The following is a 20,479-nucleotide window of genomic DNA, read 5'->3' on the forward strand; positions in this document are numbered from 1 at the left end:
ACTAATTATGCCGGAATCAAATACTGGGTTCAACCCCCATGATCTTATTTACAGAAAATCCTAGATCTTAAAAGTGATCACAGGCACCTTGGAATGGTTAGTGATGTCTTCCCCTATACTGCCCATAAAGAAATGTGACAATCCCTTTCTGCCATGGGTGGGAATACCGATCAGGTCGGCATTGATACTCTCACTGAAATTCAGTACGCCCTTCTCCACACTGTAGTCATTGTAAATAGTCACTTCCTGTCCGGCACCTGCCATTTCCAGGTATTTGTTGATCTTTTCATAGGCATCATTGGTGCTGAGAAAATCATCTCCCGGGGTATTGATATAGACCATGTGCAGTTTAGCCCCGAGCTTGGAGGCGAAGTCCCTTGCCTTTTGGAAAGCGCTCAGGCTTTCGCTCTTGAAGTTACAGGCAAAGACGAAGTTGTCTATCTTGAAACCCGGTAGTTCACTCTTTACGACCAGGACGGGTATCTCGGAATGCCTGACCACCTTCTCGGCGTTAGATCCCACAAAAATCTCCCTAAGACCGTCTGATCCGTGAGACCCCATGATGATCATATCGGCATTGTGTTTCTCCGCAATCTCATTCACCTCTCCAAAAACTTTAAAGTGCTTGATCACCGGAGTGAGCTTGATCCCTTTCAAATAGTCCTTATCCAGAAATTCGCTCAGCCTTTTCTCTGCGAGCTTCAGCAGGAAAACAGTTTGTTCCGGATGGAAGCCTTCTGAGGAGGTAATCATGGCCTCGTTCAATTCGAGCATGTGCAGTACCAGGATCTCAGACTGTTGTTTTTTAGCAAGGGAGGCTGCTACTTTAAGGGCGTATTCTGATTGTTCTGAGAAATCGACAGGAACGATAATAGTTTTCATGGATTAGGATTAAAGGGTTAAATCGTCATTGAAAATACTCTTTTTTCCGGAGCTTTTCTATGCAGTAACAGGTCAAATGCCATACAGACATTCCGGATAAATGGACGCCCCGCTTCAGTAACGCGAAGAGTGGCATCATTAGTATCCACCAGTACGTCTAATTTCATCTCTTCCAGATGATCCAGGACGAGGTCGAGTTCGTCAAATTTCATGTAATCCTCTTCCCAGGATGTCTCCAGCCTGCACATCAAGTTAAGGATGTGGCGGCGGATTACCAAATCTTCCCTGTTGAGAATGTGCCCCCTGTAAATGGGGATGATCCCATTCTCAATCAGGTGCTGGTATTCCTCTATACTCTTGACATTCTGGGCAAATCCATACCAGCTGTCGCTGATACTTGAAGCTCCAAGCCCTATCATCAACTGGGTCTTTGAAGCCGTATAACCCATGAAATTACGATGCATTCTCTTCTCGGTGAAAGATTTGTACAGGCCATCCGACTGCAGTGCAAAATGATCCATACCAATCTCAAAGTAACCCGCCTCCGTCAGTCGTTTTTTTCCATATTCATATTGCATCCTCTTCGCTTCGGGAGAGGGCAGGTCCTCGTCTCTGAATCCTCTCTGTCCATTCCCTTTCATCCAGGGCACATGGGCATAACTGTAGAAGGCCAGCCTGTCTGGAAGCAATTCCAGGGTACGGGCCATGGTCTCCTCAATATCTTCAATCCTCTGGTGAGGCAGGCCAAAGATCAGGTCGTGCCCTACGGATGTATACCCTATTTCCCTTGACCATTCAGTTACCTTTTTTACATTTTCAAAGGGCTGGACCCTCGAAATAGCTTTCTGTACCTTTAAACTGTAATCCTGTACCCCGTAACTCACCCTGCGGAAACCGAGGTCGTACAAGGTCTGCAAGTGTTCCCGGGTCGTATTGTTGGGGTGTCCTTCAAAGCTGAATTCACAATTTTTGTCGATCTCCGCGTTGCGAAAGAGGCCTTTTATCAGCACCCCCAGGTGTTCGGGTGAAAAGAAGGTGGGAGTTCCTCCCCCCAGGTGCAACTCCTTTATTTTGGGCTTGGAAGAGAATAGATCGCAGTACAGTTGCCATTCCCTGAGAACAGATTTTATATAGGGGATCTCTACTTCATGCCTCTTGGTGATGCGTTTGTGACACCCGCAAAAAGTACACATGCTCTCACAATAGGGCAAGTGGATGTAAAGGCTTATACCCTCTTTGTCATTGCTCTCCTCAAAGCTCCTTTTCACGGATTCTTTCCAGGCCTTACCGGAAAATGTGTTGACATCCCAGTAAGGTACGGTGGGGTAACTGGTGTACCTCGGACCCTGAACATTGTACTTCTGGATCAGATTGCTCATAGAAATCGATTTCTTTCAAAATTACACAGAGGCCGGCAGGTAAAACATGACAAAAATCATCTGAGGTCGACGCTCGTCGAATTGTGTTCAGGACAGTTCCCAGGGAAAAGGCTAATACGCATCCTTCATCCAGGAATAGGGCTCCCGCTTTATCCACGACCCACGCGTAAAATCAGGAAAATCCTGGGGTTCCCCTTTCCTGTTGATAGATGCTTCTGATAGAGGGGTTACCGCACTCCAGGCTGCCGCATCATAGGCATCCATCGGTGGAGCCACATTGGCCTTGGCCGATTCCACAAATGCGTTGAGCACAAAGAAGTCCATCCCACTATGGCCCGCGCCGGCCGCGTATTCCCCGTACTTCTTCCATAGAGGGTGATCGTATTTCTCCAGCCAGGCGGTCGCCTCATCCCACTTGTGGGGTTCAGACATGCCTTCGATATAGATGCGGTTCCCATCGACCTCCCATAAACCATTAGCTCCCTGAACCCTGAATCCCAGGGAATAAGGCCTGGGCAGGTTACAGTCGTGCGTAATGATAATGGTCTCTCCCCTGGCTGTATCTACAGTCGTGGTGATCACATCACCCTGTTTAAACTTTACTCTGGCGTTGGGATGGTCTTCTCCCCCCTGCTTTACAATATGATTGTGCAGACCTATGGCCTTACTCGCATGGGAAGTGAGAGATACCAAGCGGTTCCCCCTGTTGATATCCGCCATCACGGCCACCGGACCCAGTCCGTGGGTAGGATAGACATCGGCATTCCTCTTTACAGAATGCAGGGTACGCCAGCGTGCTTCTGAAACGGCCTTTTCTCCGAATTCAACCCCACCCCCGTAGGGTTGTTTCCCATTGTTGAATTTCACTTCCCGCAAATCGTGCTGATATCCGCAACGGAAATGAACCAGTTCACCAAAGATCCCCTGTTTCACCATGTTGAGTACCGCCATGACATCCCTTCTGTAGTTGACGTTCTCCAGGATCATCATATGGGTGCCGGTGGCCTCATGGGTATTGACCAGGTCCCAGCACTCCTCCAGGGTATTGGCCGCAGAAACCTCGACCCCAGCATACTTTCCGGCCTTCATGGCATCGACGGTCATTCGGGTATGCCAGAGCCAGGGGGTGGAGATAATTACCGCATCCACCTTATCTGAGGCCAGGAGGTTTAGGTAATCATGATCATTTTTGCCAAATACCAGTGCTTTTGACTTTCCCATTTCCCTGATAAGGGCTTCACAAAGGGTGATCCGATCTGGGTCGATATCACAGATGGCGGTCACCCTGACATCTTTCCGCTGCAGGAGGTTCCGCAGATGGTTGGTTCCCCTGAGCCCGACCCCGATAAGTCCGACCCTTAGTTCTTCCCTGGCGGATTGCTCGTGCATGGCTGCCACGTACTGCGGCAGGATACTCATCCCCGCCCCCGCAATCGCGGTATTTCGGATAAAATCCCTTCTGCTTGTCATATTCCTATTTGATTTGATGGGTTGCTCATCGATGAAAATATGAAATTCTCCCTGTCCCCCTTCGTTTTCTTTTCTAAAAACTTATTTTTGGGCCCAAAGAAAAATAGATGACCTTATTACTGATGGCTGCCGGCAGAGGCAGTCGATACGGAGCCCTCAAACAGTTCGATGGGCTTGGCCCAAAGGAAGAATTCCTGATGGAGTTCAGCATATACGATGCCCTGGAGAATGGCTTCGACCATATCGTGGTGATCACCCAGAAAGACAATGTCAGTTTCCTGCAGGAATATCTGTCGGCCAGGATCCCGGCCGGAATAAAACTCGATGTGGTCTCCCAGGACCTCAATGATCTCCCGGAAGGAGTGTCCTATTCGGGAGAAAGGGCAAAACCCTGGGGTACCGCCCATGCCGTTTGGTCTGCCAGAAAGGTTATTGACGGTCCTTTTTCCGTTATCAACGCCGACGATTACTACGGAAAGAAGGCCTTCGAAAATGCAGCGGCCTTCGTGGAGAGGGATGAGGATAACAACTCCTTCGGCCTTGTTGCCTACACCCTGAAGGATACACTGTCCCCCTACGGTTCTGTCTCCAGAGGCGTCTGTAAACAGGAAGGGAAGTACCTGAGTTCGGTACAGGAGCGGACGGAGATCGCAGAAGGTGAAAACGGGATCGTGGATGCCGATTCGGGAATTGAATTTAAGGGAGATGAGCTGGTCAGTATGAACTTCTGGGTGTGCAGACCCTCTGTTTTCGACCGGATCGAGCAGGACCTCAGAAGCTTTATCAAAAAAGGTGAGAACCTCGAAAAAGGGGAAGTCTACCTGCCCTTTGTGATCCAGGCTATGCTGGAGGAAGGTGCCACCCGCGTGGAAGTCATTCCCTCTAAAAGTATGTGGTTTGGGGTCACCTATGCCAATGACAAGGAAACGGCCATGGACCACCTCAGGAAGATGACGGAGGCAGGACAGTACAGGTCGCCCCTCTGGAACTAACCGGTTAGTCTTTATAGCGATGGGAGGTATCACCCCGAAAATGGCCCTGGATCATTTTGTGATCGAAAGAAAAACCTACGGTGTAAAACCCCTGTCTACGGGCTATATCAACGATACCTACACCATCTTTGACGGACATGTCCCGGTTTTTCTCCTTCAGCGTGTAAACGAAAAAGTTTTCCATGACATTCCCGGACTCATGGAGAATTTGGAGGCTGTTTTACCCGCTCTCAAAGGTATGGGCTATCACCCCGTATCCTTTTACTACACCAAGGCACGTCATCCTTATTATTGCGATAAAAATGGGCAGTACTGGCGCCTGATGTCCTTTGTGCCAAACGGAGTTTCTTACGATTTCACTACCGATCCGGATATTGCCTTTGAATCAGGCAGGATCCTGGGAATATTTCATCGACTTACCGAAAAAATCGCTACGAAATCGATCAAAGAAATACTGGTGGGTTTCCACCACCTCAGTAAAAGAGAAGGAGAATTCAAAATGGCAGTTGAGAATGCTTCAGAGGAAAGGAAACAAAAAGCCCGGGAAGAGATCTCATTTGCAAACGATTTGCTCGAGAAATTACATGGGAATAGACCCATTGACCTTCCCCTCCGCATTTGCCACAATGACACCAAGCTCAATAATTTCTTATTCGATTCCAAAACAGGGAAAGGGCTGTGCCTGGTCGATTTGGATACCGTCATGCCGGGTTACCTGCACTATGACCTGGGGGATGCGATCCGGATCCTGGCCAACCCAAACCCGGAGGATGAGCGGGATTTAGAAAAGATCACCTTCGATCTGCACATGGTCAAAACCTTCCTGGAAGGGATAAGGGAAAGCGGACTGGAACTCAGCGAGAGCGAAAGACTCGCAATACCCTATGGTGCAATCCTCATGCCTTTTTTGCACGGGATCAGGGCACTTACGGATTATCTGCAGCACGACCGCTATTATCGGGTGACCTACCCGCAGGAAAACCTCAACCGAGCCAGAAGCCTCTTCGCAGTGGCTCTCAAAGCCTCAGAGAACAGCGCAGCGCTCGCTGGGATCGTAAAAGAAGTATTTTGAGAAACAGATATTTTATTTGAATGCCTGGTGACCGGTAATGTCTGCTCCTGTGATCAACAGGTGAATGTCATGGGTCCCTTCATAGGTGATCACCGATTCCAGGTTCATCATATGCCTCATGATGGAGTATTCTCCGGTGATGCCCATTCCGCCCAGTACCTGCCTTGCTTCCCTGGCGATCTTGATCGCCATCTCCACGTTGTTCCTTTTGGCCATGGAGATCTGCGCCGTGGTGGCCCTGCCCTCGTTCTTCAGTTGTCCCAGCCGGAAGGCGAGCAACTGGGCCTTTGTGATCTCGGTGATCATCTCTGCCAGTTTCTTTTGTTGCAACTGGGTAGCCGCAATAGGCTTGCCGAATTGTACCCTCTCCTTGGCGTACCTCAGGGCGGTATCATAGCAATCCATTGCCGCTCCTATCGCTCCCCAGGCAATTCCGTATCGGGCAGAGTCCAGGCACCCCAGTGGAGCCCCCAGGCCATTTTTACCGGGAAGGAGGTTTTCTTTTGGTACTTTGACATTGTCGAAGATCAATTCCCCGGTCGCTGAAGCCCGCAACGACCATTTGTTGTGCGTCTCGGGGGTTGAGAAGCCTTCCATCCCTCTCTCGACGATCAGGCCGTGGATCCTGCCTTCCTCGTTCTTGGCCCATACAATAGCGATATCGGCAAAGGGAGAATTGGAGATCCAGAGTTTTGCCCCGTTGAGAAGATAATGATCCCCTTTATCCTTGAAGTTCGTGGTCATCCCACCGGGATTGGAACCGTGGTCTGGCTCCGTGAGCCCGAAGCATCCCATCAGTTCTCCCGTTGCCAGTTTAGGCAGGTATTTCTTTCGCTGCTCCTCTGTACCGTATGTGTATATGGGATACATCACCAGGGAGGATTGTACGGAAGCTGTGGACCGTACCCCGCTGTCTCCCCTTTCGATCTCCTGCATGATCAGACCATAGCTGATCTGGTCCAAGCCTGCACCTCCGTACTCTTCCGGGATATAAGGGCCAAATGCCCCGATTTCAGCCAGGCCTTTAAGGATCTGGGTGGGGAATTCTGCCTTTTGTGCATACTCCTCGATAATGGGCGAAATATCGCGTTTCACCCATTGGCGGGCAGCATCCCTAACCAGCAGGTGCTCCTCGCTCAACAGATCGTCCAAATTGTAATAATCAGGTGCTTCAAAAAGGTCGGGCCTCATAATAGAAAATTTTGTCAAAGGTACTCAAAGAAACCCATGGATAAAACAGATTATCGGGGGAAAAAGATAACCTCAATACTCCCCTTCACGATTGAGGTAATGCGCCAGAAGGGAATGGAAATGGTGCACTCCTCTCTCCCGTGTAGGGGAAAAACGCCCGGCCTGATAGAAGCGGGAACGTATCCCCTTATGTACTCCTTCCACCACCGCCTCGTCTTCCATCTCCACCTTGTCCAGACCGGTACCCGCACCCTTATCGAGCTTAGAGGCATCGTATACATAGGTGAGGAATGACACTTTAGTCTTGGAAAGGTCGATGGGGTTGACGATGTTGACCGAGAGTCCCCAGGGATAAAAATTGAACATCATGTTAGGAAAGACCCAAAAGTAGTAGGCAGCCACTTTTTTACCGTGATCTACATGGCCTTCAGGCAAGTCGAATATATCGTCTGTCCCTTCGGCGTAGCCGATCTGCAGATTACAGTGGTCAAAGAGAACTGTCTCGTAATTGCCGTAATCCAGTACCTCATTGAGATCCTCGTGAACAAAGGGAATGTGAAATCCCTCGAGGTAATTATCGCAATACAGGGCCCAATGGGCGTGGATCGCATATTCTTTGTCCCTGGATGCATCCCTTTTAAATTTATCCAGGGGCATGAATCCTATACGCTCTTCCATACGGTCGATGACCGATTGAAAGTCGAATGCCGGCGTGAGTCCGGCAAAAATGAAGGGACCCCATTGGCGCACTGGAAAGGCATGGAGATCGTCGCAGGTCCTGGGAAAATCAAGGGTTTCCGCGAATTCCGGCATAAATTCGAATTTGCCGTCAAGGCCGAATCGTCTGCCGTGGTATCCGCAGACCAGTTTTCTGTATTTGCCTGCATTCTCAACGACCAGGTTCCCCCGGTGGGTACAGACGTTGCTCAGGCAATGGACCCTCCCTTCCCCGTCTTTTGAAAGCAACAAAGGTTCATCCAGAAAGCCCGGAAGGAGGGTTGAAGGAGTCGCATAGCCCTTTTCTTTCAGGCTGGATGTGTCACCCATCCAATGCCAGGATCGATAGAATACCTTTTCCCTCAAGGCTTCAAATACTTCAGGATGGCGATAAAAACTGGTAGGCAGGGTACTGGCTTTCCGAATATCCGGATCGATAGAGAATTTTGGGATCACAACCCTATTAATTTGTACTTTTAAAAGTATGGAATTCTTTTCGATTAACTGCCCGTCTGATGTCATCGAAACCTAAGAAGGGCAAATTAGGAATCTGGATGGCCACCTCTCTGGTCATCGGGAATATGATCGGAGCGGGGGTCTTTATGATGCCGGCCGCACTCGCAGAATTTGGCGGGATAAGCATCTTGGGCTGGCTGGCCTCCTCCATAGGAGCTATCCTCCTCGCCCTGGTTTTCAGCAGACTTAGCAACATGGTCCGTGACAATAATGGCGGACCTTACGCCTTTGCAAGACAAGGGTTCGGAGACTATGTGGGTTTTATGGTCGCTTGGGGATACTGGATCGCCGTCTGGACCGCAGTCGCAGCCCTCTCCATCGCCTTTGTCAGTGCTATGAGTATTTTTTTTCCGGTTTTAAATCAGGAACCTGTGGCGGCCCTGATGACCGGCCTTTCTGCCATATGGTTCCTCAGCTGGGTCAATTCCAGAGGAGTTCGGTCTTCCGGAAAGATGCAGGTTCTGACCACCATTCTTAAGCTTTCTCCAATACTGATTATCATACTTGGAGGATTTTTCTTTTTTAATGCGGATAACTTTATCCCGTTCAATGCCAGTGATACATCCTCCTTCAATGCCATTGCCATCACTGGAACAATGACTCTTTACGCCTTCCTCGGACTCGAATGTGCAACAATCCCGGCAGATAATGTCAAGGACCCGGAAAAGACCATCCCCAGGGCTACCCTTCTCGGAACATTGATCACTACCGCGGTATATATCCTCGGTACTGTGGTGGTCATGGGTCTCGTTCCACTCGATAAATTGACGAATTCTCCGGCTCCCTTTGCCGATGCGATGAAGGTCATGACCGGAGAAACAGGAAGTTATATTGTGGCCGGAGGTGCTGCCATTGCTGCCTTTGGCGCACTCAACGGTTGGATCCTGATACAGAGTCAGCTGGCCAGGGCCATCTCCAATGATGGACTTTTCCCTAAGGTATTTCAGAAAGAAAATTCTAACGGGGTCCCGGTCTGGGGAATTGTCATTGGCAGTGCCCTCAGTTCCCTGGTCATGCTGATGAATTATACGGAAGGACTGGTGGAACAGTTTAAGTTCATTATTCTTCTCTCTACCCTTTGTACCCTGGTACCCTATCTGTTCTCGGCCGCTGCCTATGTAGCTATTTCCCTGGACAGGACCGGAACCAACAGGCCGGGGTTGCGGATCTTTATCCTGGGCGGACTCACATTTTTGTATGCGATGTGGGCCGTTTTCGGTGCCGGGGAAGAGGCTGTTTTCTGGGGCTTTATCCTGTTGCTGGCAGGCACACCGTTCTACGTCTGGCTGAAATGGAAAAACGACCTATCAAACAGGTAAAGATGCCCGAGAAATATACAAGTCAATCCGAATACTTACCCCTGGACCAGGTGTTGGTCATGCCGGTCGCTGAGGCGTTTCAGGATAGGAGTAAAATAGAAGCAGAATGGGAAAAGCTGAATTACCTGGAGCTTCCGGACCTGCCACTCGCGCTGGCAGAATATCAGGATTTCATGAGCCTTTTGCGTAAGAGCGGAGCGGAGATATTCTCTTTTGCCAAAGGGGATTCCCTTACCCTGGATGCCGTTTATTGCCGGGATGCCAGTATTGTGACCGACCAGGGAGTGATCCTTTGCCGGATGGGAAAGGAACAGAGGCAGGGTGAGCCTTTGATCCAGGAAAAAGTCTTCGAAACATTGGATATTCCCATTCTGGGGAGGATCGAGGCGCCGGGTACCCTGGAGGGGGGTGATGTGGCCTGGCTCGACAGACAAACCCTGGCCGTGGGCCGTAGTTACCGTACAAATTCTAACGGGATTGAACAACTGACCGGTATGATGAGGGCGATAGGCGTTGATGTGATTACGGTCGCCCTGCCCCATTTCAGGGGTCCTTCGGACGTATTTCACCTTATGTCTATCCTGAGTCCCCTGGACCGGGATCTAGCCGCGGTGTATTCTCCCCTCATGCCGATAGCCTTCCGGAATATTCTGCTGGAACGCGGGTATCAGCTGGTTGAAGTGCCGGAATCCGAGTTTGACAGCCTGGGATGCAACATCCTGGCTACCGGACCCAGACAGTGTGTGATGGCCGAAGGAAATCCCATTACGGAAGCGGCCCTTCGCAAGGAAGGATGTACGGTATCCACCTATACGGGAAATGAGGTCAGTGTTAAGGGAGGGGGCGGACCTACCTGCCTGACAAGGCCCTTGAGAAGAAGAATATAGGCTACATTTTCAGATAGAAATCCCTGCACAGGGCCTTGTAATCCTTCGTATACTCGTGCCGCCGTTTTTCTATGGTCAATTGGTCTTCCTGAACCTCCTGTTCTCTTCTTGAAAACGCGAGCAAACTGCGTTTGATGGGGGATTTGGGAGTACCTTTTACCCTTGTAGCCTTGAAAAGGTTAAGTCCGGCTTCACGGGCCATCTGCCGAAATGAAGTTTCTGTATGGAAAGGGATAATAGTTGCAAAGACCCCCTCGTCTGCTAAAAGCATCTCCACCCCATGGATGAGTTCACTGAAAGGCAGGGCGATGTTTTGTCGTGCCCTGTCCCGGGACTCGGAACCACTGGTCACGGTCTCGGAATGGAAAGGAGGGTTGGAGACGATCAGATCATAGGACGCATCGCATTCTTCAACCATCTCATCCAACCCTGCGTGGTAACAAAAGAGTCGGTCTGACCAGGGTGATGCCTCAAAATTTTCCACACATTGCTCAAAAGCATCTCCATCGATCTCCACCGCATCGATGGTATCAGCCATAGTGCGTTGTGCGAGCATAAGAGCAATGAGGCCGGTACCTGTGCCTATATCCAATATAGATGCCGGTTCAGTATCCACCGGTGTCCATGCACCGAGAAGGACTCCGTCCGTGCCAACCTTCATGGCACATCGGTCCTGACAGATCTCGAATTGCTTAAAACGAAACGGACTTTCCATTCCCTGCATTAATCCTCCAGATATAAGGAGACCAGTCCTTCAGGAGTTTTGACAAAGATGGTCTTTTCTGTGCGATCGATCTCGGTAATGATCTCGTCGTTTATGGGGATGAGGAGCTGTTTACCGTCCTTGTCCGCAACGAACAGTGCCTGTGCAGCTGAATCATTGATGGAAACGATAGTCCCAATATCTCCATATTCACTGTCGACAAGACTGAAGCCGATGACTTCATGGTAGTAAAACTTCTTCCCGCTTAAGGGGGGTAATCGATCCAGCGGCAGGTAGACCTCTGAGCCAATGATCTTGTCTGCTTCTGCCTCATTGCTGATCTCCTCAAAATCTACTCGCAGGAGATTCGACCTGTGGAGTCGGCTTTGCGCAATAAAAAAAGGAACCAGGCTATTTCCGAGGGAAATGAACACTGATTCCAGATTTTCGTATGTTTCGGGTTCGTCTGTATCTAATTTGATAAGAACTTCCCCTTTAAAGCTGTATTTGGAAACGATCTTGCCCAGGTAGAAACACTCTTCCTTTCGCATAGACCGGGTTGCCATTACTCCTTCTCCTCAGCCGGCTTGGTTTCCTCAGCGGCAGGGGCTTCTTCTACAGCGGCTTCAGGAGTTTCCTCAGCGGCTTCGGCAGCTTCCTCTGCAGGAGCCTCAGCTTCCTGTGCTACAGAGTCTTCTGGAGTCGGAGCGGCTTCAACAGCAGCCACTTCTTCTTCAGCAGAAACGGCTTCAGGTGTCTCCGGAAGTTCAGCTTCTGCGGCAGCCTGGGCCCTCTTCTCAGCTACTTCTTTTTCGGCTTCCAGGGCTTTTTTCTTAGCCTCCTCCTGAGCTTTGCTCAAATTCTTTTCTTTATCGGCTACTTTTTTCGCCTTCTCATCCAACCAGGCCTGGAATTTCTTTTCAGCCTCTTCTTCCGTCAGTGCTCCTTTGCGGACACCTCCCATGAGGTGATGCTTTAAAAGGACACCTTTATATGAGAGGATCCTGCGAGCGGTATCGGAAGGCTGAGCCCCGTTGTTCAACCACTGTACGGATTGATCTACATTGATGTCGATAGTAGCAGGATTGGTATTGGGGTTGTAGATCCCTAATTTCTCAAGGAATTTCCCATCCCTTTTTGCACGGCTGTCGGCGGCTACGATCCAATAAAAAGGCTTTCCTTTTTTACCGTGTCTTTGAAGTCTGATTCTAACTGGCATATCACATTAATTTTGCAGGGTACCCGACCCTCGGTTATTAATTCTTTCACTCGCTTTGTCCTAAAGCGGGTGCAAATATACATTTTCTTATCCAAATTACACCAAAGAGTTCCCAAGAAAAATCAGGGCTTATAAATAACTCTAAATGTCCTTGGTAATCCTATTTTTTGGCGCGTTTCTTTTTTTCCCTTTTGGACATTTCCTGGGTAATTAACTCCTCACTGATCGCAGCTGTTGCAAAATCTCCTTTTTTAAGTTTACTCAGGCCTTCTGCGGTAAGAAAGACGGGGTTCACATAAGAATAAAAGACATTGCCATCAGCCACAGTTCGGGGGTTATTTAATACAACCTTGTCTACCTTGTTGAGATAATACACATAAAAACGAAGCTGTTTATTTTCCAGCTTGTCATAGGTTCCGGCCATGGCAAGGAAATCTCCGGGGAACACTTCATCTCCTACTTCAGGAACCACACTGTTCTTTTCCAGCACTCCATACCTGGCCAGGGTGCCATCCCTGTGCTCTATGATCACGTAGTTCGCCTCTTGTTTAAAGGAGTACTCCTGATTGTAATCCCTGTTCATGTCTTCTACCACTTCAACAACAAGGCCTTTTCTGGCCACGAAAACGCTGTCTGTTCTGGACGAAGTGGTGAACTGAAAGGCCTTCCAGTTTCCCTTTTTAGCAGCACCTGCACTTTCCCGAATGTTGGATAACTCATCAACCTTTATCTCCTTCCCGTTCCGAAAAGGCAGGGCGTAGACAAAATCGAAATCGGGTTTTGGATTGTATTCTCCCCTGAGGTATCCATAGCTGAACCTGAAATTTATTCCCATCTTTTCATTGATCGGTTTCAAGGTAAAGAGGTTGCCACTCCGCCCGGATACAGTCATGAATTCTCTGGGGGCTATCGCGTTGCCGATCTGTTGGATATCCAGGTATATAAAATGACTTCCAGGAGTATTTTTCTGATAGGAATACGTGATGGAATTATCATCATTACGCTTGGAAGTGATTGTGATCTTATCCTGAAATGAACCTTCAAAAGGCAACAGGGCTATCAGGATAAGTAGTGGTCTTGAGAAAAATTTGATCGGCTTCATAAAAATGATTTAAGTAACGGAAATTCAATTGAGACGGCACTAATGCACGAAAGCTCAAAATAGAAAGATTTCCGTACCCGGTCCTGTATGAAAACCATAAAATAATTAAGGGATTTATTTATTGTAATGATCTCTTTCACAAGAGCGAAGAAGTGCTTTAACATTCATTAAGAGAATCCGTTAAATCCCTTTTAAAGTCCCGTAATTCCTTGGTTTTCTGAGGATTTCTTATATCTTATTAACAGTTGTCGAGAGTCGATAACACTTGAATTTTAAAATGACGATTGATTAATGAAGTATTCTGAAAAAATTTCAAACAAATTAAATGATTTACTAACTCTCACCTATGATGCTAAAAGGGGCTATTCTCTGGCAGCTGAAAAGGTAGAGAACCCATCCATTAAAAAATTCCTTGAAGACAAAGCGAATCAGCGATACAATTTCGGACAGGAACTTAAATCCGAAATCCTGACCTATGGAAACCTGCCCGAAGACAGTGGAAGTATAAAAGGAGATTTTCACAGGCTGTGGATGAAATTCATTTCAGGAATAAGTTCCAATGAGAGTGAAAAGATCCTGGATGAAGTAGAGCGAGGAGAAAAGAAAATCCTCAACGCCTATAAAGATATCCTCGAGAACAAGGAATGGATCCTACCAAATTCGACCCGCGATCTGCTGAGCAAACAGCGAAACGCGATCGAGAAGGCACTGCAGACTTCCAGAATGTATGAGGAAGCAGTCTCCTAGTTTAAGGTAACACCCAAATCGAAAGATCCGGCTTCGGCCGGATTTTTTTGTGGTTGATAACTCCTGAAAAGAAGGTTTTCCCGGGCCTCCTTAAATATGTATTTTTAACCCTTCGATCATCCCACGAAACACGCCTTATGTACCTTATTTTTGATACAGAGACTACCGGATTACCCAAACGCTGGAACGCCCCTGTCACCGATGTGGACAACTGGCCGCGATGCGTGCAGCTCGCCTGGCAGCTGCACGACGAGATGGGAGAGCTCATCGAGCAGCAGGATTTTCTGATCCAGCCGGAAGGGTTCGACATCCCCTTTGATGCAGAACAGATCCACGGCATCTCTACAGAACTCGCGGCAAAGGACGGGATACCACTGCTTGAAGCCCTGGAACTATTCAACGGTGCACTGGAAAAGGCCAGCTTTGTCGTGGGCCAGAACGTGGGCTTTGATATCAACATCACAGGAGCCGAATTCCACAGGGCTGGAATAGACACCAAACTGCTGGAATTGCCGGTACTGGATACCTGTACTGAAGAGACCGCAGCCCTGTGCCAGATCCCGGGCGGACGCGGCGGGAAGTTTAAACTCCCCACCCTGACCGAACTGCACGAACACCTTTTTCACGATTCCTTTGCCGAGGCGCACAACGCAGCAGCGGATGTGGAGGCAACCAGTCGCTGTTTCTTCGAATTGATACGGAAACAAGTATTCACTATTCAGGAGCTGAATACCCAGCCCGACTACTTTGTAAGATTCAAAAAGGAAAATCCTGATACCATTCCTTCTTTGGGCCTGAGTCACAGAAACCTGAAAGAAGCTTCTGATAAGATCAAATCGAAACAGGAGAGCGATCAGCCTGAAATATCCAGGGAAGACATCAGGGCAAACCTCAAAAGCCTTGAAGAGACTCCCTTTGTCCACCTTCATAACCACTCCCAGTTTTCCGTCCTTCAGTCTACAATCAGGATTAGGGACCTTGTGGCGGTTACTGCAGAACAGGGGATGCCCGCCGTGGCCCTTACAGACCACGCCAATATGATGGGTGCCTTCCATTTTGTCAAGGAGGTCAAGGCTCATAATGCTTCACTCGAAAACCGTAGGGCAAAAGCTGAAGAATCAGGTGAAGAATTTCAGGAGAAGCCGATCCTGCCGATTCTGGGTTGCGAATTCTTTGTATGTGAGGACCATCAGAATAAGAATCAAAAAGACTACGGCTACCAGGTGGTTTTCCTGGCCAAGAATAAAAATGGATACCACAACCTGGCAAAAATGGCCTCCCTGGCGTACACGGATGGGTTCTATTATGTCCCCAGAATAGACCGGGAGATCATTACCCAATTCAAGGATGATCTCATCGTCCTGAGCGGAAACCTATACGGGGAGATAGCCTCCAAGATCCTGAACACGGGAGAAAAACAGGCCGAGGAAGCCCTGGAATGGTGGCATGGCATGTTTGGGGAGGATTTCTATATCGAACTCATGAGGCACAACCAGGAGGATGAAGACCGGGCCAACCCGGTTTTGCTCTCCCTTGCCCGAAAGCATGGCATCAAGGTTGTAGCCACCAACAATACCTATTACTGCAAGAAGGAAGAAGCGGAAGCACATGACATCCTCCTATGTGTAAAGGACGGGGAAAAACAGGCCACGCCTATCGGAAGAGGTCGCGGGTACCGCTATGGCCTGCCCAACCAGGAATACTATTTTAAGTCGGCCGACGAGATGAAAGTCCTCTTCAAGGACATACCCGAGGCCATATCCAACATCCAGGAGATCGTAGATAAGATTGAACCCTATGACCTGGCAAGGGAGGTACTGCTACCCAAATTTGAGATCCCTGCTGAATTCAGGGTGGCTGAAGATGAGGAGGACGGAGGCAAGCGGGGAGAAAATGCCTATTTGAGGCATATCACCTATGAGGGTGCCAGAGAGCGCTATGGGGAGATCTCTTCAGAAATAGAGGAGCGAATCGACTTTGAGTTGGCTACCATAGAGAATTCCGGCTACCCGGGATATTTCCTCATCGTGGAGGATTTTATTCGGGAGGCGAGAAACATGGGTGTATCCGTAGGTCCCGGGAGGGGTTCTGCCGCCGGATCCGTTGTGGCCTATTGCCTGAAGATCACCAACATCGACCCCTTGAAATACAACCTCCTGTTCGAGCGGTTTCTCAATCCGGACCGGGTATCCATGCCCGATATCGATATCGACTTTGATGACGAGGGCCGGGGCAAGGTTATGGACTACGTGATCCGCAAATACGGGGCGAACCAGGTGGCACAAATCATCACCTATGGCACCATGGCCGCCAAATCCTCCATCCGGGATACGGCCAGGGTATTGGATCTGCCGTTGCCTGATGCCGATCGCATTGCCAAACTCATCCCGAACATGTCAAAACTCGGCAAGATCTTCGGCGTACCTGAAGAAGACCTGAGAAAGAAATTCAGGGCGGATGATATGGAAAAGATCAATCAGCTTCTGAATATCTCAGAGGGAGACGACCTGGAAGCTCAGACCGTCAATATGGCCAGGGTACTGGAAGGATCTCTGCGAAACACCGGGATCCATGCCTGCGGGGTCATCATCACCCCTGATGATATCACCAATTTTGTCCCTGTGGCCACTGCCAAGGACTCCGACCTCTACGTCACCCAATTCGACAACTCCGTGGTGGAAAGTGCAGGTCTGCTCAAGATGGATTTTCTCGGGCTGAAAACGCTGACACTCATCAAGGACACTGTAAAGATCGTCAAGGCCAAGCACGGGGTAGAACTGGTCCCTGATGATTTTCCGCTGGATGACCAAAAAACTTATGAACTCTTCCAGAGGGGGGATACGGTCGGGATATTCCAGTATGAATCCCCCGGGATGCAAAAACACCTGAAGGAACTCAAACCTACGGTATTTGACGACCTGATTGCCATGAATGCCCTGTACCGTCCCGGGCCCATGGAGTACATACCGAGCTTTATCGCCCGAAAACACGGAAAGGAAGAGATCACTTACGACCTCCCGGAGATGGAGGAATACCTGCAGGACACCTACGGGATCACTGTATACCAGGAACAGGTGATGTTGCTTTCCCAGAAGCTGGCCGGATTTTCCAAAGGCGAGGCAGACATTCTCAGGAAAGCCATGGGTAAGAAGATCTTTTCCCTCCTGCAAAAACTTAAACCTCAGTTCCTCGATGGAGGGGAAAAGAACGGTCATCCAAGAGATGTTCTGGAGAAGATCTGGAAAGACTGGGAGGCCTTTGCGTCCTATGCGTTCAACAAGAGTCACTCTACCTGTTATGCTTACATCGCTTACCAGACGGCTTACCTGAAAGCCCATTATCCTGCGGAATACATGGCAGCCGTACTGTCCAACAACATGAATGACATCAAACAGGTTACCTTCTTTATGGAGGAATGCAAGCGCATGGGGCTGGAGGTACTGGGCCCGGATGTCAATGAATCCTATTACAAGTTTGCCGTGAACCAGGAAGGAGCTATCCGCTTTGGAATGGGAGCCGTCAAGGGAGTCGGGCGTTCTGCGGTAAGGACCATCGTTGAGGAACGAAAAGCCAACGGAGCGTACAAATCGGTTTTTGATCTGGCTAAGCGCATCGATCTCAGGGCAGCCAATAAAAAGGCCTTCGAAAACCTGGCCCTGGCCGGCGGGTTCGACTCGTTCGGTGATACGCACAGGGCACAATACTTTCACATGGAAGGAGAGGGAATCACCTTCCTGGAAAAAGTGATCCGGTACGGGGCCAAATACCAGGAGAATGAGAACTCTGCCCAGGTCAGTTTGTTTGGTGAGGCCAGCGAAGTACAGATCCCGGAACCTGTGGTACCCCCCTGTACGGAATGGGGGACCATGGAAAAACTCCGCCGCGAAAAGGAGGTAGTGGGAATCTATATTTCTGGCCATCCTCTGGACGATTTTAAAGCAGAGATCAAGGCTTTCGCCAATGCCAACATTTCCTTTTTCCACCATTTGGATGACCAGATCAACCGGGAATTGAGCTTTGCAGGCGTGATCACCGATGTCCAGCACCGGGTTAGCCGTAACGGGAAAGGATGGGCCCTGTTCACCCTGGAAGATTATACAGATTCTATTGAATTCAGGATCTTCGGGGAGGAATACCTCAAATTCCGGCATTTCCTGATGATCAACTCCTTTGTCTTTATCAAGGTCTTCGTCAGGGAAGGATGGGTGAACCGGGAAACCGGGAAAAAGGGAGATCCCAGGCTGCAGTTCAACCAGTTCTTATTGCTGCAGGATGTGATGGAAAATTTTGCCAAGAAACTCACTATCAAACTCGATATAGATCAACTAAGAGAAGAGCGTATACTGGACCTGAAAGACACGCTGAGGTCCCATAAAGGAAAACAACCCCTGCATTTTACGGTTTACGAAATGCAGGAAGAGATCAAGGTTACTCTTTCAAGCAGGAAGCAGAAGGTAGAGATCAGCAGTGAACTGCTGGCCACCCTCGAAGAGAAGGAGGTACATTACAAACTCAACTGATAGCCTCGGGTAATGGTGTTATAGGGAAAACGAATATATCTCATGTAAGGAATTAGGTAATTAATTGTCTAAATTTGCGTAATCTAAATCAAAAAAACATGGCATTAGAAATAACAGATGCAACCTTTGACGAAGTGGTTTTGAAGAGTGATAAACCGGTGGTAGTCGACTTTTGGGCGGCCTGGTGTGGTCCATGCCGAATGGTTGGACCCATCATTGACGAGGTGAGCAGTGAATACGAAGGCAAGGCTGTAGTCGGTAAAGTGGATGTAGACAGCAATCAGGAGTACGCGGCCAAATACGGCGTAAGGAACATTCCTACCGTACTCGTCTTCAAGGATGGCGAGATCGTGAGCCGGCAGGTTGGGGTCTCTCCCAAAAAAGTATACACAGACGCTATTGACGCGGCGCTCTGATTATAATTTTCAAATTTTTAAAAGCCCGGATTCTCCGGGCTTTTTTTGTTTCCGAACGGTATGCCGAAATGATGGGTAAGAATTGGGACCCTCTCCGTATCTTTGAAATATGGACCTGCAGCAACAGATAGAACAAAGCGGTTTATTTCAAAACCTGGAACTCCTGGCTAGGCAGGTAGTGGAGGGCTTTATCAGTGGGATCCACAAAAGCCCCTTCCACGGGTTCTCGGCAGAATTCGCCGAGCACAAGATCTACAACACAGGGGAAAGTACCAAGCATATCGACTGGAAGCTCTACGGCAAAACAGACAAACTCTACACCAAGCGATATGAGGAAGAGACCAATCTGAGGTGCCATATGATCCTGGACAACTCGGCCTCCATGTATTATCCAGAGGTGAAAGAACTCCGTTTAGATTCCCTGAATAAGATCGGTTTTGGGGTACTGGCCATCGCAGCCCTGATGAATATATTAAAAAGGCAGAGGGATGCCGTGGGGTTGAGTATCTATTCGGATAAGTATTCGCACTATTCCCCCGAAAAAGGGAGCGAACGTCACTACCAGATGTTGTTGGCCAGATTGAACGAAGTGGGTAAAATCAAGGGAAGCGGAAGTGGAACAAAAACGTATACCTACCTCCACCAGATCGCGGAAAAATTAAAGCGTCGCAGCCTGGTCTTTTTATTTACGGACATGTTTCAAACGGAAACCGAGGACGAACAGTTATTCGATGCCCTGCGCCATATGAAATTCAACAAGCACGAGGTCGTACTTTTCCATTTACTCGACAGGGAGACGGAACTCTCTTTTAATTTTGAAAATACTCCTAAGCGATTCAAAGATGTAGAAACAGGCGTGCATGTAGACCTCTTTGCAGATACCATCAAGGACGCATATGAGGAAGAGGTAAAGACATTCATGGCCGAATTAAAACTGACATGCGCCAAGTATAAGATCAAGTATGTACCTGTGGATATCAGGGAGTCCTTTGCCAAGGTGCTCAACACCTTTATGATTGAAAGGCAGGCATTTGGATAGGGGGTTTATTTTGAAGAAATTGTTTGTGTAATTCGAGAAGCGACGTATATTTGCAACCTCTTAAACACCTAAGCAGGTGTGGCGGTACATGAACTGGCTTTTTCGGAAGCAGTTGCAGCAAGATTTGAACCTGACTGTCGTCAGGATTCCGATAAAAAGGAGTAAAATCATTGGTCTGGTAGTTCAGTTGGTTAGAATACCTGCCTGTCACGCAGGGGGTCGCGGGTTCGAGTCCCGTCCAGACCGCATAGAAGTAGAGCCCTTCGCACTATGTGCGAGGGGCTTTTTCATTTCGCAGCGCGCAAGCT

At 48.8% G+C, this 20,479-nt stretch carries 17 protein-coding genes and 1 tRNA gene; 9 read left to right on the forward strand and 9 right to left on the reverse strand.

Annotation, left to right across the window (positions count from 1 at the left end; all coding sequences use genetic code 11):
- Positions 1-60: 60 nt before the first annotated feature.
- The 3 genes from IEV19_RS06480 to IEV19_RS06490 all read right to left on the reverse strand — a co-directional run bounded on the left by IEV19_RS06480 (position 61) and on the right by IEV19_RS06490 (position 3,731).
- Complete coding sequence (locus IEV19_RS06480; RefSeq protein WP_188369848.1) at positions 61-882, reverse strand: universal stress protein; 822 nt, start codon at positions 880-882, stop codon at positions 61-63.
- A gap of 17 nt (positions 883-899) precedes the next feature.
- On the reverse strand, positions 900-2,261 hold the full coding sequence (gene hemN, locus IEV19_RS06485; protein ID WP_188369849.1) for an oxygen-independent coproporphyrinogen III oxidase: 1,362 nt from the start codon (positions 2,259-2,261) through the stop codon (positions 900-902).
- 111 nt (positions 2,262-2,372) lie between these two features.
- The gene (locus IEV19_RS06490) at positions 2,373-3,731 is read right to left on the reverse strand and encodes a Gfo/Idh/MocA family protein (RefSeq protein ID WP_188369850.1); all 1,359 of its coding nucleotides are present in this window, start codon (positions 3,729-3,731) and stop codon (positions 2,373-2,375) included.
- A gap of 107 nt (positions 3,732-3,838) precedes the next feature.
- Between IEV19_RS06490 and IEV19_RS06495 the strand changes: the two genes are divergently transcribed.
- Together IEV19_RS06495 and IEV19_RS06500 are read left to right on the forward strand one after the other, a co-directional pair.
- Positions 3,839-4,723, forward strand: a complete 885-nt coding sequence (locus tag IEV19_RS06495) for a nucleotidyltransferase family protein (protein ID WP_229732501.1) — start codon at positions 3,839-3,841, stop codon at positions 4,721-4,723.
- 19 nt (positions 4,724-4,742) lie between these two features.
- The gene (locus IEV19_RS06500) at positions 4,743-5,795 is read left to right on the forward strand and encodes a phosphotransferase enzyme family protein (protein WP_188369851.1); all 1,053 of its coding nucleotides are present in this window, start codon (positions 4,743-4,745) and stop codon (positions 5,793-5,795) included.
- A gap of 12 nt (positions 5,796-5,807) precedes the next feature.
- Here the strand turns inward: IEV19_RS06500 and IEV19_RS06505 are convergent, their stop codons facing one another.
- Together IEV19_RS06505 and IEV19_RS06510 are read right to left on the reverse strand one after the other, a co-directional pair.
- Complete coding sequence (locus tag IEV19_RS06505) at positions 5,808-6,986, reverse strand: acyl-CoA dehydrogenase family protein (protein WP_188369852.1); 1,179 nt, start codon at positions 6,984-6,986, stop codon at positions 5,808-5,810.
- 72 nt (positions 6,987-7,058) lie between these two features.
- Entirely contained in the window at positions 7,059-8,159 is a 1,101-nt protein-coding gene (locus IEV19_RS06510; RefSeq protein ID WP_229732502.1) for an aromatic ring-hydroxylating oxygenase subunit alpha, read from the reverse strand.
- A 59-nt stretch (positions 8,160-8,218) separates the two neighbouring features.
- Here IEV19_RS06510 and IEV19_RS06515 point away from each other — a divergent pair, with 59 nt between their 5' ends.
- Together IEV19_RS06515 and IEV19_RS06520 are read left to right on the forward strand one after the other, a co-directional pair.
- Positions 8,219-9,538, forward strand: a complete 1,320-nt coding sequence (locus IEV19_RS06515; protein WP_188369854.1) for an amino acid permease — start codon at positions 8,219-8,221, stop codon at positions 9,536-9,538.
- 2 nt (positions 9,539-9,540) lie between these two features.
- Positions 9,541-10,425 (forward strand): dimethylarginine dimethylaminohydrolase family protein, encoded by an 885-nt coding sequence (locus IEV19_RS06520; RefSeq protein WP_229732503.1) that lies wholly within the window; start codon positions 9,541-9,543, stop codon positions 10,423-10,425.
- 1 nt (position 10,426) lies between these two features.
- Here IEV19_RS06520 and IEV19_RS06525 read toward each other — a convergent pair whose 3' ends face one another.
- The 4 genes from IEV19_RS06525 to IEV19_RS06540 form a co-directional block, all read right to left on the reverse strand.
- Positions 10,427-11,140, reverse strand: coding sequence for a tRNA1(Val) (adenine(37)-N6)-methyltransferase (locus IEV19_RS06525; RefSeq protein ID WP_188369856.1), 714 nt, complete (start codon positions 11,138-11,140; stop codon positions 10,427-10,429).
- 8 nt (positions 11,141-11,148) lie between these two features.
- Entirely contained in the window at positions 11,149-11,679 is a 531-nt protein-coding gene (gene rimM, locus IEV19_RS06530; protein ID WP_188369857.1) for a ribosome maturation factor RimM, read from the reverse strand.
- 14 nt (positions 11,680-11,693) lie between these two features.
- The gene (locus tag IEV19_RS06535; RefSeq protein WP_188369858.1) at positions 11,694-12,347 is read right to left on the reverse strand and encodes a 30S ribosomal protein S16; all 654 of its coding nucleotides are present in this window, start codon (positions 12,345-12,347) and stop codon (positions 11,694-11,696) included.
- 160 nt (positions 12,348-12,507) lie between these two features.
- Positions 12,508-13,449, reverse strand: coding sequence for a M23 family metallopeptidase (locus tag IEV19_RS06540; protein WP_188369859.1), 942 nt, complete (start codon positions 13,447-13,449; stop codon positions 12,508-12,510).
- A gap of 291 nt (positions 13,450-13,740) precedes the next feature.
- Here IEV19_RS06540 and IEV19_RS06545 point away from each other — a divergent pair, with 291 nt between their 5' ends.
- The 5 genes from IEV19_RS06545 (at position 13,741) to IEV19_RS06565 (ending at position 20,417) form a co-directional block, all read left to right on the forward strand.
- Positions 13,741-14,196 carry a ferritin-like domain-containing protein gene (locus tag IEV19_RS06545; protein ID WP_188369860.1) on the forward strand — a complete coding sequence of 152 codons (456 nt, stop codon included), beginning with the start codon at positions 13,741-13,743 and terminating at the stop codon, positions 14,194-14,196.
- A gap of 137 nt (positions 14,197-14,333) precedes the next feature.
- Positions 14,334-18,716, forward strand: a complete 4,383-nt coding sequence (gene dnaE, locus IEV19_RS06550) for a DNA polymerase III subunit alpha (protein WP_188369861.1) — start codon at positions 14,334-14,336, stop codon at positions 18,714-18,716.
- 74 nt (positions 18,717-18,790) lie between these two features.
- Entirely contained in the window at positions 18,791-19,132 is a 342-nt protein-coding gene (gene trxA / locus IEV19_RS06555; RefSeq protein ID WP_373284811.1) for a thioredoxin, read from the forward strand.
- A 109-nt stretch (positions 19,133-19,241) separates the two neighbouring features.
- Positions 19,242-20,171 (forward strand): DUF58 domain-containing protein, encoded by a 930-nt coding sequence (locus IEV19_RS06560; RefSeq protein WP_188369862.1) that lies wholly within the window; start codon positions 19,242-19,244, stop codon positions 20,169-20,171.
- 172 nt (positions 20,172-20,343) lie between these two features.
- Positions 20,344-20,417: transfer RNA gene (locus IEV19_RS06565), tRNA-Asp, on the forward strand.
- The last annotated feature ends 62 nt before the right edge of the window (positions 20,418-20,479 follow it).

This window comes from Muriicola marianensis (genome assembly GCF_014638095.1).
Classification (GTDB): domain Bacteria; phylum Bacteroidota; class Bacteroidia; order Flavobacteriales; family Flavobacteriaceae; genus Muriicola; species Muriicola marianensis.